The 13,671-nt window shown below is 52.6% G+C and carries 13 protein-coding genes; 7 read left to right on the top strand and 6 right to left on the bottom strand.

What is annotated here, in order from left to right:
- Positions 1-2: 2 nt before the first annotated feature.
- From MMC1_RS02365 to MMC1_RS02350, 4 genes are all read right to left on the bottom strand, one after another.
- Positions 3-629, bottom strand: a complete 627-nt coding sequence (locus MMC1_RS02365) for a class I SAM-dependent methyltransferase (protein ID WP_011712152.1) — start codon at positions 627-629, stop codon at positions 3-5.
- The gene (gene trxC, locus MMC1_RS02360; RefSeq protein ID WP_041640667.1) at positions 629-1,081 is read right to left on the bottom strand and encodes a thioredoxin TrxC; all 453 of its coding nucleotides are present in this window, start codon (positions 1,079-1,081) and stop codon (positions 629-631) included. The genes MMC1_RS02365 and trxC overlap by 1 nt, the downstream gene beginning before the upstream one ends.
- Positions 1,082-1,180: 99 nt before the next feature.
- On the bottom strand, positions 1,181-1,600 hold the full coding sequence (locus tag MMC1_RS02355; protein ID WP_011712150.1) for a rhodanese-like domain-containing protein: 420 nt from the start codon (positions 1,598-1,600) through the stop codon (positions 1,181-1,183).
- 148 nt (positions 1,601-1,748) lie between these two features.
- A complete protein-coding gene (locus tag MMC1_RS02350) occupies positions 1,749-2,075 on the bottom strand; it encodes an ArsR/SmtB family transcription factor (RefSeq protein ID WP_041640665.1) in 327 nt (108 codons plus the stop codon).
- 202 nt (positions 2,076-2,277) lie between these two features.
- Here MMC1_RS02350 and MMC1_RS19495 point away from each other — a divergent pair, with 202 nt between their 5' ends.
- From MMC1_RS19495 to MMC1_RS02330, 4 genes are all read left to right on the top strand, one after another.
- A complete protein-coding gene (locus tag MMC1_RS19495) occupies positions 2,278-3,057 on the top strand; it encodes a DUF484 family protein (protein WP_049757559.1) in 780 nt (259 codons plus the stop codon).
- A 4-nt stretch (positions 3,058-3,061) separates the two neighbouring features.
- Positions 3,062-4,069 (top strand): tyrosine recombinase XerC, encoded by a 1,008-nt coding sequence (locus tag MMC1_RS02340; protein WP_011712147.1) that lies wholly within the window; start codon positions 3,062-3,064, stop codon positions 4,067-4,069.
- On the top strand, positions 4,066-4,827 hold the full coding sequence (locus MMC1_RS02335) for a YdcF family protein (protein ID WP_049757558.1): 762 nt from the start codon (positions 4,066-4,068) through the stop codon (positions 4,825-4,827). Before MMC1_RS02340 ends, MMC1_RS02335 begins: the two co-directional genes overlap by 4 nt.
- A gap of 185 nt (positions 4,828-5,012) precedes the next feature.
- Entirely contained in the window at positions 5,013-6,269 is a 1,257-nt protein-coding gene (locus MMC1_RS02330; RefSeq protein WP_011712145.1) for a hemolysin family protein, read from the top strand.
- A gap of 70 nt (positions 6,270-6,339) precedes the next feature.
- Here MMC1_RS02330 and MMC1_RS02325 read toward each other — a convergent pair whose 3' ends face one another.
- Positions 6,340-7,263, bottom strand: coding sequence for a selenium metabolism-associated LysR family transcriptional regulator (locus MMC1_RS02325; RefSeq protein ID WP_011712144.1), 924 nt, complete (start codon positions 7,261-7,263; stop codon positions 6,340-6,342).
- 335 nt (positions 7,264-7,598) lie between these two features.
- On the opposite strand from MMC1_RS02325, the gene MMC1_RS02320 reads away from it, so the two are divergent.
- Together MMC1_RS02320 and nhaD are read left to right on the top strand one after the other, a co-directional pair.
- Positions 7,599-8,540, top strand: a complete 942-nt coding sequence (locus tag MMC1_RS02320) for an HAD-IIA family hydrolase (RefSeq protein WP_011712143.1) — start codon at positions 7,599-7,601, stop codon at positions 8,538-8,540.
- A 403-nt stretch (positions 8,541-8,943) separates the two neighbouring features.
- Positions 8,944-10,383: a sodium:proton antiporter NhaD gene (gene nhaD / locus MMC1_RS02315; RefSeq protein WP_041641769.1), complete on the top strand. Its 1,440-nt coding sequence runs from the start codon at positions 8,944-8,946 to the stop codon at positions 10,381-10,383.
- Positions 10,384-11,795: 1,412 nt separating this feature from the next.
- Here the strand turns inward: nhaD and gap are convergent.
- On the bottom strand, positions 11,796-12,794 hold the full coding sequence (gap, locus tag MMC1_RS02310) for a type I glyceraldehyde-3-phosphate dehydrogenase (RefSeq protein WP_011712141.1): 999 nt from the start codon (positions 12,792-12,794) through the stop codon (positions 11,796-11,798).
- Between the two features lie 384 nt (positions 12,795-13,178).
- On the opposite strand from gap, the gene MMC1_RS02305 reads away from it, so the two are divergent.
- Positions 13,179-13,616, top strand: coding sequence for a type II toxin-antitoxin system RatA family toxin (locus MMC1_RS02305; protein ID WP_011712140.1), 438 nt, complete (start codon positions 13,179-13,181; stop codon positions 13,614-13,616).
- Positions 13,617-13,671: the final 55 nt, after the last annotated feature.

Raw genomic sequence — 13,671 nt, 5'->3', positions numbered from 1 at the left:
GCTTAAACCTCCATGGGCTTATGGGCACGCAGCCAATATTGACAGCCCCCAAGCCGCTCTCCAGCCGCCTCTTCCACCAGTCCCGCCGCCTGTAACAGCCCCCGCAGGGTATCCAGCAACAGACGGTGATCCTCCGGTGGACCCATCTTTTTACCATCCGCCCGCTCTGGGCAGGGGCCAAACACGCCCCAATCCAGCGCCACCAATACCCCCCCCGGCTTGAGCAAACGCTTGATCTCCACCAAAGCCTCGGCCACCGTCACCTCATGCAGGGTAAAAGCAATAAAAACCGCGTCATAGTGGGCCGCCGGCAGACCGGTTTGCGTGAGATCCGCACAACAATCCTGCAAATTTGGTGGCGTCCCCACATGCCCGCGAAAGAACGCCAGCACCTCTGGCTGAAGCTCCACCGCCGTCACCGAACCCTCTGCCCCCACCGTTTGCAACAAGGCTGGGGTAAAAAAGCCCGCGCCGCAGCCCAAATCCACCAGCGCCATGCCGGGCTTGATGCCTATCTCCTGCACCAAGGCATGGGGATCCTCAATCCCCCGCCGCGCCGGGTCCAACAAACGCGCTGCGTGGCTTGGATCAAATCGGTGTTTGGGGTGATGGTGGTGGTGATGGCCCATCAAGAGATCTCCAAAATGCGGTTAATCCAATCCCGCAACGCAGGCAGCGTCATGGAGCCAGAGACCTGATCCTTCAACTGACCATGATCGAACAGCATGAGGGTGGGGATGGAACGAATGTTAAATTGGTTGGCGAGGATGCGGTTATCGTCGGTATTGACCTTAACGACTTTGATGCGTCCGGCCATCTCACGGGCAAAATCCGCCAGTAAGGGCGACATCTGCCGACACGGACCACACCATGGCGCCCAAAAATCCACCAGTACCGGCATAGGCGAGTGTAATACCTCGTCATGAAACTGAAGCTCGCCCACCGTTACGGGAAAATCGGGGCCGACCCGGTTAAGGGGCTCGCCACACTTGCCGCAACGGGCATTAAAGCCCGCCTTGTTGGTGGGAATACGGTTGCCGGTACCGCAACCGGCACAGGTAGCTATAAGTGACTCGCTCATCTCTAGATTTCCGACTGAGAGCTCAAAAAATAACGATCTCGGCACGCGGCCACCGTAGCCTCATGCTACTGGCAGCCACCAGCCAACATGGTTTACCGCCTATCGGCGCACTTTATAACCCTGGCTCTGCCAGTTAAGCATGCCCCCCGTAACATTATAGACTTTGGCAAAACCCGCCTTTTTTAGCCCCACAGAACCCATGATGGAGCGATTACCACTGCGGCAGATCACCGCCACTTCTCGGCCCGGATATTGCTTAAACATCTCTGGTGCCCGGCGGCTTAAGTCGCTCAAGGGGACTAAGATCGCATGTTCAATGCGGCCATCGGTATTAAATTCCGCTGCTGTGCGTACATCAATAAGCAAAGGCGGTGGTTTATGAGCCAGCATCTCGGCCAGTTGATGTGGCGTGATCTGATTGATTTTATAGAGAATAGAGAGGATGGGACCCTTGAACATTAATCCCATCAAAACCAGTACCAACAACAGGGTAAGCCAATTGTCTTGTAACCAACTCATGGTTCTATCGTTCCGTGGCAAGCATGATGAGAGAGATGGGCGAACGGCTCTGCATCAAAGGCAGTCACAGGGCTATACCCCATGGGAGAGACGTGTCGCACCGGTGAATTTTGGGTGGTCTGGCTGTCAACGTGTCAAAAAAACAGCTCTAGGGTTTTTTATTGCCTGTTTTATCGTCTTCTTCCTGACAAAAGATTTTTTTGGTCAGGGAGACCAGATCCAGCACCTTGCAATCTCCAACGCGGTAGAAAACCTGATTGGCTACCCGTCGCGAGGAGAGAATATTTTTATCCCGCATGATGGTCAAATGTTGGGAGACGTTGGATTGAGTGGTGCCGACAGACTCAACCAACTCCTGCACCGACAGCTCTTTTTCGTTCAAAGCAACAATGACCTTCAGACGCAACGGATGAGCCAGTGCCTTCATGCAGCGGGCGACCTTTTCAACGTTGTTTTCATCGAATTCGCAACCCACACATCACCTCAAAGTTCGATGGGTCTGGCATGATTCTGCCGACCTCTGTTAGTTTTGTATTTATTAGCTTTTTAGCTTTATCTAATAATAATAGAAGTGTCGTGCCTTAACGTCAATCCAAATCGGGGTAAATCTACTCTGCCCGGTCTACCCTATTATGGGTAACAGGGCCAAGTTCCCGTGCAGCCAGATAGAGACGATCATGAATAAAGCCGCAATCCAACAGGCGATGACTGAACCACTCAGCGAAAAGCAGGTGCGGGATTATTTACTCGATAATCCTTCGTTTTTTAACGAAAATGGGGACCTTCTTCCCAGCGCCATCAACGTTTCGGGACGGGTTTTGAGCCTAGAAGCCGGCCAGCTCAATCAACTGCGTCAAGAGAATACTCGTATACGTGAACAGGTGGACCATATCATGGAGCGCATCGGCCAAAATGATGCCATCTACCACGCCTTTCATACCATCCAAAAGGGGCTATTGGTCGAAATGGGGCAGGATGTCGCCACCCTCATCAACCGTTTTTGCCAATCCCTAGAGGATACCTTTAACATCTACCGGGTAGCACTTACCCTCAGCGATAGCGCCCCGGCGCTGTTACCCCTACGCCACGCCATGCAGAGCAACCCTGCCTTGGCCGGGGCTCTCATGGGCCGTGTACATATCATGCCCCATGCTGAGCTGATCAAGGTAATCGGCCATACGGGCCGTTCGGTCATCCGGGTTGGACGTGAAGGGGGCGACCGCACACCCTTTTTTGGTATGCAGGCTGGCCAAATTAAGAGCGATGCCCTTATCCCTATTTTTAATCCACCCTTGGATCTGCTCCCTATTGAGAGCCCAACCCCTGAACCCATTGCCTCCTTAAACCTTGGGGGGGAGAGCACCAACCGTTTTCTACCCGGTTACTCGTCGGATCTGTTGCAAGATATGACCGATATTTTTGTGCTGATCCTCGACCGTACGCTTGAGGCGGGTTAAGCTTGTGGAACTCCCCTATCTACAGCGCTTTTTTGATCATTTAATGCAGGAGCGGCGCCTCTCTGTGCACACAGAAAAGGGCTATCGCCGTGATCTTGAGGCGTTTTCTGCCTTTTATGCGGAGTATGAGGGGGAACCCCTCACGCCAACCAAGCTGGCGCAGCTCGATGGTGATCATATTCTGGCTTTTTTAGGGCGGGGACATCGCGAAGGTCTGGCCCGCACCACCATGCAGCGACGCATGGCTGCGCTGCGGGCTTGGTTCAATTATATGCAGCGAGAAGGGCTGGTCAGCGGCAACCCTGCGGCGGCGGTCTCTTCACCCAAAGCCCCCAAGCGGCTGCCCCGCGCCCCCAGCGTGGAGCAGACACTCAATCTATTGGATAAAAGCACCCCGCGCCCCCTCTCCCCAGAGGCGAGCGATTTTGACACCAGCGCTTGGGCGGTCTTGCGCAGTTTGCGCGATACGGCTTTGCTGGAGTTGCTCTACAGTGCCGGTTTACGGATCAGTGAAGCGTGCAATCTGGACCGGGCCGATGTGGACCTGCGTGGGGGCGAGCTACGGGTACGCCATGGCAAGGGGGGCAAACAGCGCATGGTGCCGCTAGGACGCACCGCCGTTGCAGCCATTGAGGCTTGGTTGCAAGCCCGCACCCGCGCCAAACCCCAGTTGGACCCCATGGGTCCAATCTTTACCGGTCAGTTGGGCAAGCGGCTTAACAGTCGTGAAGGCCAGCGTTTACTGGAAAAATGGCGGGCACGGTTAGACCTACCCGAGAGCGTGACCCCCCACGCCCTGCGCCACGCCTTCGCCACCCACCTGCTGCAAGCAGGGGCGGATTTACGGGCGATCCAAGAGATGATGGGCCACGCGAGCCTATCGGCCACGCAAAAGTATACCCATTTGGACATGCAGGCACTGGCCAAGGTTTATGACGCGGCGCACCCCCGCGCCCAACGCCGCACCCCACGACCCAGTACAACCCCTCAATTTCAAAAAGATCTACCGTGACTTCACCACTGTTTAACAGTTTAATCAAATCTTTAATCTTTCCGCCGGGCAATTTACTGCTATTGATGCTGCTGGCTTTTTTGTGCATGCGGCGTTGGCCTAAATTGGCTCGTTTTACCCTGGTGTTGGCCATGTTGGCGCTCTATCTACAAAGCGCACCTTGGGTTTCGGAGGCGATGATCCAATATTTGGAGTCTAAAACCCAAGCGCTTAACCCCCAGCGAGCGGCGGCTGACCCTGCTCAACTGACGGTGGTGTTGGGGTGCGGTCGCTACCCAGAAGCGCCAGAGTATGGTGGGGTAGACACCCTTTCTACCTGTGGTTTGGCGCGGGTACGCTATGGCGCCTACCTTTACCGCGCCACAGGACGCCCCATTTTGGTTGCAGGGGGGGCCCCTTATGGAGAACAGCGTTCCGAGGCCGATGCCATGGCCGAGGTGCTGGAGCGGGAGTTCCGCATCCCGGTTATGTTTCGCGAAGGTGGCAGCCGCAACACCTGGGAAAACGCCAAAAATAGCGCCGCCATTTTAAAGCGAGAAGGATTGACCCACATTTTTTTAGTCACCCACGCCAAAGATATGTCCCGCGCCGCTTGGGCATTCCGGGAACAGGGCATACAAGTTACAGAAGCCCCTACCCTATTTAAAACCAAAAGCCCTGCGTGGCCCCTTCCCTATCTGCCCGATAATTTTTATGAGTTTCGCTGGGCCCTTCACGAACTGGTCGGTATACTCTATTATCGACTGGTCGCTCACTGAGTAGCTTCAAGCGTACATTTGTTTTTGGCATCAATACGCCTATATACAGAGGAACCTTTCGGGCGTCGCCGCCCGATGTGGGCCGGTGCTTGATTGCGCTATTTGCTTAAAATAAATTCATGCTATTGTTTTCCACCCTGGTATGACGATACTTGCACCCCGTTTGGAGAGGTTAAGACCCTACTGTGGAAACGTTGTTAACGCTACTTCTGTTGCTGTTCCTTTCCGGTTTCTTTTCTGGCTCTGAGACAGCCTTGACAGCGCTTTCCCACGCACGGGTTGAGTCGCTTATGCTGGAACGGCGGCCAGGGGCCAAGGCGCTTTATCGACTAAAGCTAAATACGGACCGCATGTTGATCACCCTGTTGATTGGCAACAATCTGGTCAATATTGCCGCTTCGGCCATCGCCACGGTCTTTGCCACTGAACAGTTTGGTCATTTGGGGCCGGGCTTGGCGGTGGGGGGGTTGACCCTGTTTATTTTGATCTTTGGCGAGATTGTGCCCAAGACCTTTGCGGCCCGCAATATGGTCTCTATCGCCCTTGTGGTGGCACCCCCGCTCTATCTGTTTGCCCAAGCTGTGTTTCCCCTAACATGGTTGCTGGAGCACATTACGCAATCCTTACAACGTTTTTCCCGGCAGAGTGAGCCGACTGTCACCGAATCGGAGCTGTTGACTCTGGCCAGTCATGGGGCCCGCGAGGGGGCGATCGAGGCTGATGAAGAGGCGATGATCAAACGGGTGTTTGAGCTGAATGATCTCTGCGCCGAAGATATTATGGTACCCCGCCCGCAGATGGTGATGATAGATGGTGATTTAACCGTGGAAGCCGCCGCCAAGCGCCTATTGGCTCAACCTTTTGAACGCATTCCCATGACCACTGGGGGTTCTGATGAGATCCACGGGGTGATCCATATCCGCGATGTGCTGGAGGCGCTGATTCAGAATGAGGGTAGCAAATTACTCCGAGATATGTCTCACGAGCCTATCTATGTGGCTAAAAATCAGCGACTGGATCACCTGTTAGAGAACATGCGCGGCCGCAAACAGAAGATGGCGGTAGTGGTGGATGATATGGGTATGGCGTTGGGGCTGTTTACCCTGGAAGATATTCTGGAAGAGGTGGTGGGGGAGATCTACAACGAGTCCGATGGACCTGAACACCAGGCGCTTATAGAGAACAGTCCCGGGGAGATCGTGGTGGATGGTATTACCGAGATGCGTCACGTTATCGCTTATTTTGGACGTAGCTTGGATGCCAAGCCCACGGACCGGGTGAACCAATGGTTGTTGGCCAACATTGCGCGCATCCCGGATCTTGGGGAGCGGTTTACCATTGCGGACCTGGAGATAGAAGTGAAACGGGCCAGCCGGCGGCGCATTTTAAAGGTGGTGATACGGCATCTGCTTACAGAAACCGATATGGAGAGCGAAGAGTAGGTTTCTGCTCGGTATTCAACCCATTAAAAAGGCCCGGCAAGGGCCTTTTTAATGGGGTTTGAACGACGCTTTATTCATCAATGGGCGAGACCATATGTTTGCAGTGATCTTTGGCAAAGTTGATGAAGGCTTCCACCGCTTTAGAGCGAAACTTCTGTTTTTGGTGAATAAAGTTAATGGTACGGGTAATGCGCATGCCTTGCACCCGTTTGGCGACTAAAATACCCAATTTGAGCTCTTTGATAAGCGAGGCGCTGGAGACGATACCAATACCAATGCCCCCTTCAACGGAGCCCTTGACGGCCTCGGTTGAGCCCAACTCCAATACAATATCCAATTGATCATAGGGCAGCCCGGCATGGAGCAGATGGTCGTGTACCACTTGGCGGGTACCGGAGCCCTCTTCGCGGCTGACGAAGGGGTAGGCCTTGAGCTCCTTGACAGGGATTTCGTCCAGGTCGCACAGCGGATGGTTGGGGGGCAGGATGACCACCAACTCGTCATCCAGACAGCCATCGCGGGCGATATTTTTATTTTTGACGGGGCCTTCGATCATACCCACATCAATGGTGGCATCTTCGAGTTTGCGCACCACCGTGCGGGTGTTATCAATGGAGAGCCGAATTTGCACATCGTTGAACTGGTCGCGATAATCACTGAGGATACGGGGCAGCAGATACTCCCCAATGGTGGTTGAAGCCCCCACTTTGACCACGCCCCGGGTGACACCGGTGAGTTCGCTGACGGCTTTTTCGGTTTCGCGGTAGAGATCCAAAATGCGCTCGGCGTAGCTATACACCTCAAGACCGGCCTCGGTCAGCGAGATACGGTTATGGTGGCGGTCGAACAGGCGGGTATCAAAATGCTCTTCGAGTTGCCGTATTTGAAACGTGACCGCGGGTTGGGTCAAATAGAGCTCCTCTGCCGCACGGGTAAAGGAGAGATGTTTGGCAACGGCATAGAAAACCCGTAGACGTGTATCGGAAAAACTCATATTCCCCCCCCCGCCCCTTAGGGCGTGTCGTCTATTAACCCATGGCCGTGCCGTAAACCACGAGAAAAGGATTAAAAAAATCCTAACCTAGGGCCCCTCCACAGCGTTAAGCTGGCAGGGGGCGCATTAAGGCAATTTTTGTACGCGCCTCGCGCGTGGCGCAGGCACTTTATGTGGGGCCTTAAAACGCGGCTCAGGTTAAGATGTTGACCGAGCCTGCTACCCAAAAAAAATCTTATAACTTATTTGTTATGTTAAAAAAATCTCTGATGGATGTATAGATAAAAATGTGTTGCTTGGGGAAGGTTTTTTATAATCTGGCGGAGAGGGTGCTGATGTCGAAACAGATCATTGGGGATGGTGCGCAGCTGCGGCGGCTTTATCGCAGTTATGGGCGCTGGTTGAGCCCGTCATGCGGGGGTTTGGGTAAGCGCCCCTTAGAGTCGACCTTTATGGGGGTGGTGGAACCCTTTAGCACCCTTTTTTTTGATGCGTATGGGGTACTCTATGGGGGTTCGGTTGAGCCTGCGGGGGTTGCTCAGGCGATGGCGTTACTGCGCAGACAGGATAAGTGCATACGTTTACTTTCGAATAATGGACACGAGTCTGTACCGGTTATTGTGAGCAAGTTGGCTGCGGTTGGTCTGTTTTTTGAGCCCCATGAGATCATTACATCGGGTATGGTGGTTGCGTCGTATTTGGCGCGAGGTGGGTTGCGTGGGGCGCCCTATCTCTTGATTGGCTCGGAGCAGAGTCGTCAGGCATACGCGCCGGAGCCTATGCGGTTGGAGCGTCCACCTGGGGATGCCCGCTTAGGGCTTGAGCCGCCACGTGTGTTGCTGGTCTGTAGTGATTCGGCCTATTGGGGTACGCCTTATCAGGCCCATGTTGAGTCTATTTTAGCGGTGCATCCCTTACCGATGTTGGTGGCGAATCCTGATTTGGTGGTACCTTTACCGGAGGGGGGATGGTTACCGGTGGCTGGCCATGCGGCGCTTACTTTGAACCAACGTTATGGTGCCGCCTTTATTGGCTTGGGTAAACCATTTAGACCGGTGTTTGAGCGGGCCATGGCGTCGGTACCGGGGGTTAAGGCAGATGAGATTTTAATGATTGGCGACACGCCCGAAACGGATATCTTGGGGGCCAATGGCATGGGGATAAAGAGTTGTTTGGTGGGGAGCGGTATTTTGGCAAAGATGGATTTGACATGGTACGACTACTGTGTCCAGCAGGGGATTATGCCCGATTTTTATGTGCCGGCGGTTGCCTGTTAGGCGTGGAAGCAAACCATGTCGTTGGGGGTTTTTGGGTATTTTGGCGGGTTTTAAGGATCGTACGCGGGTTTGTATTCATTTTTTTCTTCGTTTTTGTGGGGGTTGGGAGAGATGGGTGGCTTTATCTGAGTATGGCTCTATCTCTTTCGCACTACAGGTTTTTTTCAGCGGGGCACAGAAGGATTGGAGGTTGAGAGGTCTCATATTTAGTCTTTATGTTGCAAGCTGTTACATGACAGAACGTTATCGTATTGCAAGGCTGGTAGTAACCAGCTAGAATTTGCCGCTGTTGGGCACTTATGTGGTGTTAGCGATAACGTATATAGGGATTCCGACAACAGACACCATCCATAGTTTTTAGGAGAAAGCCTTGAATAAGCTCTTCTTGTACAGTTTGGCGGCGATGCTGGTTTTGTTGGGCATGCCTGAGTTGGCGCTTGCGTCTGGAGGGGCGGCGTTATCGGCCTTACCGGCGAATATGCCTGATCTTACGCAAACATGGGTTGGCCCCACGGCGGTTATTATCTTTGTGGTGGCTTATGCTTTAGTGATGGGTGAAGAGTTTACCCACATGCGTAAATCTAAGCCGGTGATTTTCGCGGCGGGTTTGATTTGGGCCTTTATCGCTTATGTTTATGCTGGTTTTGCAGCGGGTTTAACGGATCCGGCGGCGCAGAAGGCGGTCACGCATGCGACGGAGATGGCGGTACGGCATAACATTCTGGAATATGCTGAGCTTTTCCTATTCTTGTTGGTGGCGATGACCTACATCAACGCGATGGATGAGCGTCAGGTATTTCAATCTTTGCGTGCGTGGTTGGTGCGTTCGGGTTACACCTATCGTCAGATGTTTTGGATGACGGGTTTGCTGGCGTTCTTTATTTCACCGGTTGCGGATAACCTGACGACGGCTTTGTTGATGTGTGCGGTGATTTTGGCGGTGGGTCGGACCAAGCCAAATTTTGTGGGCATTGCGTGTATTAACGTGGTGATTGCGGCCAATGCGGGTGGGGCGTTTAGTCCGTTTGGGGACATTACGACGTTGATGGTGTGGCAGAAGGGTGTGGTACCGTTTGTTGACTTTTTCTATCTCTTCATTCCTTCGCTGGTGAACTGGGTATTGCCGGCCTATATCATGTCGCGCACGGTATCGACGGAGACGCCGGAGGCGAGCAACGAGGTTGTGAAGATTCGTCGTGGTGGTTATGTGATTATCTTTTTATTCCTGCTGACCATTGTAACGGCGGTCTGTTTTCACAACTTCTTGCACTTACCGCCGATGTTGGGTATGACGACGGGTTTGGGTGCATTAAAGCTGTATGCCTACTATCTCAAGCTGACCCATGCTAAGGAGCAGCATGGTAGTAATGGTGAGATTGGGGATGTCCGTTTTGACATTTTCAGAAAGGTTGAGCGGGCTGAGTGGGACACCTTGTTGTTCTTCTATGGTGTGATTTTGTGTGTGGGTGGTTTGGGTTACATTGGGTATTTGGAAATTGTTTCCAAGGTGCTGTTTGTGGATTGGGGTCCCACTTGGGCCAACATTACGGTGGGCTTTTTGTCGGCCATTGTGGACAACATTCCAGTGATGTTTGCGGTATTGACCATGATGCCTGACATGGACATGCAGCAGTGGTTATTGGTGACGTTGACGGCGGGTGTGGGTGGTTCGATGTTGTCCATTGGCTCGGCTGCGGGTGTTGCGTTGATGGGGCAGGCTCGTGGTATGTACACATTCTTTGGTCACTTGAAGTGGGCACCGGTGATCATGTTGGGTTACTTTGCGAGTATTGGGGTCCATTTCTTGGTGAATTCCCATCTTAAGGGCGTGTTGGTTCACTAAGGGCTTTTCGTGGTAGGAGAGAGAGGGGTCGAATTCTGAGGGATTCGGCCCTTTTTTTTTATGGAAAGTTATTCGGGCCGATGTGGTAGAGGGTGTATTGGAGGGATCTTGAATGCCTCTATGTCCAGGGAGTTCCATTATCAAAAGGGATTGGGGGGTCTGGGGGGAAGCTCTGCTTGCCCCCCAGCGGGTGCAGGGCAGAGCTCTGCCGGGTCTGGGCAGCGCCCAGTGGGGTTCGGGGCGAAGCCCTGAGATCTTTTGAGCTTTGTAAAGCCCCGTACCGGTTGGACAAGGGCGCAGGGGTTTTATTAAGAGAGCACGGGTTGTGTAGGAGCGCGGTACGGGGCGTGGGGTAGCGATGTCACGCGCCAGCGTGGCGGGTGGTTGGGCACATTGGAGTTGGGAGGGTAGATCTCTACATCCCCCAACATAGCCCAGGCTGAAATTGAATGCCTCTATGTCCAGGGAGTTCCATTATCAAAAGGGATTGGGGGGGCTGGGGGGAAGCTCTGCTTGCCCCCCAGCGGGTGCAGGGCAGAGCCCTGCCGGGTCTGGGCAGCGCCCAGTGGGGTTCGGGGCGAAGCCCTGAGATCTTTTGATCTTTGTAAAGCCCCGTACCGGTTGGACAAGGGCGCAGAGGTTGATTAGGAGAGCACGGGTTTTGTAGGGGCGCGGTACGGGGCGTGGGGTAGCGATGTCACGCGCCAGCGTGGCGGGCGGTTGGGCAGAGAGTGGCTGGGGTGAAAACCGCACTAGGCCACATCGGCGCTGGGAAGGTAAATCTCTACATCCCCCCACCACAGCCCAGGCCTAAGCCCCGCCGGGGCATTTGGCATCCCCTATGGGAGATCCCTTGAAAAAAGCCTCAAGGGACCCCCCATAGGGGATTAAAAGGCTGGCTCGCTGGTCGCTAAGCTGCAAAAAACCGCAGCTTAGCTCCCCTAGCGAAGGGCGAGCCTAAAAAAGTCAAAAGATCAAAAACAAAACCCTGGGGGGAGACAGAGAACTTCTCCCCCCAAACCCCCCTCTAACCTTTTTTTAATCATAAAATCACTACCGCTATATGCGTATCCTGCTGTTATAAATAATATTTCAAAAGATCAAAAACAAAACCCTGGGGGGAGACAGAGAACTTCTCCCCCCAGACCCCCCTCTAACCTTTTTTTAATCATAAAATCACTACCGCTATATGCGTATCCTGCTGTTATAAATAATATTTCAAAAGATCAAAAACAAAACCCTGGAGGGAGACAGAGAACTTCTCCCCCCAAACCCCCCTCTAACCTTTTTTTAATAAAAAAAACGATCAAGCCACGTGCAAATATGAATAAAAATACAAAAAAAACAAACACCAAAATTAAAAAAGGCCCCAACCAAAGCAGGGGCCCTTTTTACAATCAATACAACCGACCTTATGCCTTAGAGGCCATGTGCAGAATCAAATCCAACACACGGTTGGAATAACCCCACTCATTGTCATACCAGCTCATCACCTTGATCTGCTTACCATTCACCCGGGTGCAACCACCATCAACAATGGAAGAACGAGGATCACCCTGCATGTCAATGGAGACCAAAGGCGCATCAAAATAACCCAAGAAACGGGTGGTCGCCGCCTTCAAAGCCGCATTAACCTCCTCAGCCGTGGTCTCAGCACGAACCTCCATCACCGCATCCACCAAAGATACGTTAGGGGTAGGCACACGTACCGCCAAACCATCAAAACGACCCTTCATGTTGGGCATAACCAAACCAATGGCCGCCGCCGCACCGGTCTTGGTGGGAATCATCGAAAGCGCCGCCGCACGAGCACGACGCAAATCACTGTGAGGCTGATCCAACAAAGCTTGGTCGTTGGTGTATGCATGCACCGTGGTCATCAAACCACGCTCAATACCAAACTTGTCATCAATAACCTTCGCCATAGGGGCCAAACAGTTGGTCGTGCACGAAGCGTTGGAAACAATGTCATCCGTCGCAGGGTTGTAGTCGTTCTCGTTAACACCCATCACAAAGGTAGGAATATCCCCACCAGCAGGGGCCGAAATAATAACCCGCTTGGCACCACCCTTAAGATGCGCACCCGCAGTCTCACGCTTACGGAACAAACCTGTGGATTCTACCACATAATCAACACCTAACTCGCCCCAAGGCAGTTTGGCAGGATCACGCTCTTCAAAGACAGTGATCTCTTTGCCATCCACAGAAACACCCTTCTCTGTGGCGCTTACTTCAGCATTCAATACACCCATTACCGAGTCATACTTAAGCAAGTGCGCCAACGAAGGCTTGGGGGTAAGATCATTCAACGCAACAATTTCAATATCTTTGAACGCAGGGTCCATACGTTGTGCGCGAAAGATGCTTCTGCCAATTCTGCCGAACCCGTTGATGCCAATGCGGATGGTCATGTGTTTCTCCTGATTCCTAGTCTGTTCTCTGCTCGAAGAGCGATACCTATCGCCCAAGATGGTTTGTCGGTCACTCTGATCAAACTTAAAAAAATAGTGATAAATGCATTTTTACACCCTAATGGGCCCACGGTCGATGGTTGACGAAAACCTCGTAACCACAAGCCTGAACGCAGGGCACATGCTTGTCTATGGGCAAAGCATGTGGGAAAGTTAAGTTTGTTCTACCCAAATAGCGTTGATCCAGCGGCCAAGAAGGCATAGTCTGTTGGCCAGATCGCCACCTAGGGAAGCGTAGGTTAATTTACTTAACCTTTCAATCCTATCGTGGTACCAAAATGGTAAATTTACGCCGAAGTTTTAGAGCACGGACGGTGACAATCCATGCCCAAGATAAAAATAGAAGAGATCGTTCCCTTCTCACCCCAACAAATGTATGACTTGGTGGTCGACGTGGACCGCTATCCTGAGTTTTTAAATTGGTGCTGCCATGCCCATATTGTTAAACAGGAAGGCAACCAGTTTGAAGCTGAGTTAACCATTATGTTCAAAGGCATACGCGAAAAATTTCGTACGTTGGATAAGGTTGTTCCTGGCGAACGGGTCGAGATATCCCTGGTTTCAGGTCCTTTTAAACATCTGACCAGTTTGTGGGTATTTGAACCCGTTGAACCCCAAGGTGCACGCTGCCGGATCCATTTTAGCATCGACTTTAAGTTTCGTAACCCCGTTCTTAACATGACCTTGGGGCCTGTTTTTAGCATGATCTCTAAACAGATGGTCAGTGACTACCGCAAACGTGCGGCCAAACTCTATCGATAACGCGTTAGATAGCCGCTAGACTTTTGCTGTGGCCAATGCTCCAATAAACAAACTT

This window comes from Magnetococcus marinus MC-1, from assembly GCF_000014865.1.
Taxonomy (GTDB): Bacteria; Pseudomonadota; Magnetococcia; order Magnetococcales; family Magnetococcaceae; genus Magnetococcus; species Magnetococcus marinus.
This window is presented reverse-complemented; position numbering and strand designations above follow the sequence as displayed.

Excerpts from the sequence above, each read along its gene's own strand:
- MMC1_RS02355 (WP_011712150.1), bottom strand. The coding sequence starts at position 1,600 with ATGAGTTGGTTACAAGACAATTGGCTTACCCTGTTGTTGGTACTGGTT.
- trxC (WP_041640667.1), bottom strand. The coding sequence starts at position 1,081 with ATGAGCGAGTCACTTATAGCTACCTGTGCCGGTTGCGGTACCGGCAAC.
- MMC1_RS02305 (WP_011712140.1), top strand. The coding sequence starts at position 13,179 with ATGCCCAAGATAAAAATAGAAGAGATCGTTCCCTTCTCACCCCAACAA.
- MMC1_RS02320 (WP_011712143.1), top strand. The coding sequence starts at position 7,599 with ATGTCGAAACAGATCATTGGGGATGGTGCGCAGCTGCGGCGGCTTTAT.
- MMC1_RS19495 (WP_049757559.1), top strand. The coding sequence starts at position 2,278 with ATGAATAAAGCCGCAATCCAACAGGCGATGACTGAACCACTCAGCGAA.
- nhaD (WP_041641769.1), top strand. The coding sequence starts at position 8,944 with ATGCTGGTTTTGTTGGGCATGCCTGAGTTGGCGCTTGCGTCTGGAGGG.
- MMC1_RS02325 (WP_011712144.1), bottom strand. The coding sequence starts at position 7,263 with ATGAGTTTTTCCGATACACGTCTACGGGTTTTCTATGCCGTTGCCAAA.
- MMC1_RS02365 (WP_011712152.1), bottom strand. The coding sequence starts at position 629 with ATGGGCCATCACCACCACCATCACCCCAAACACCGATTTGATCCAAGC.
- gap (WP_011712141.1), bottom strand. The coding sequence starts at position 12,794 with ATGACCATCCGCATTGGCATCAACGGGTTCGGCAGAATTGGCAGAAGC.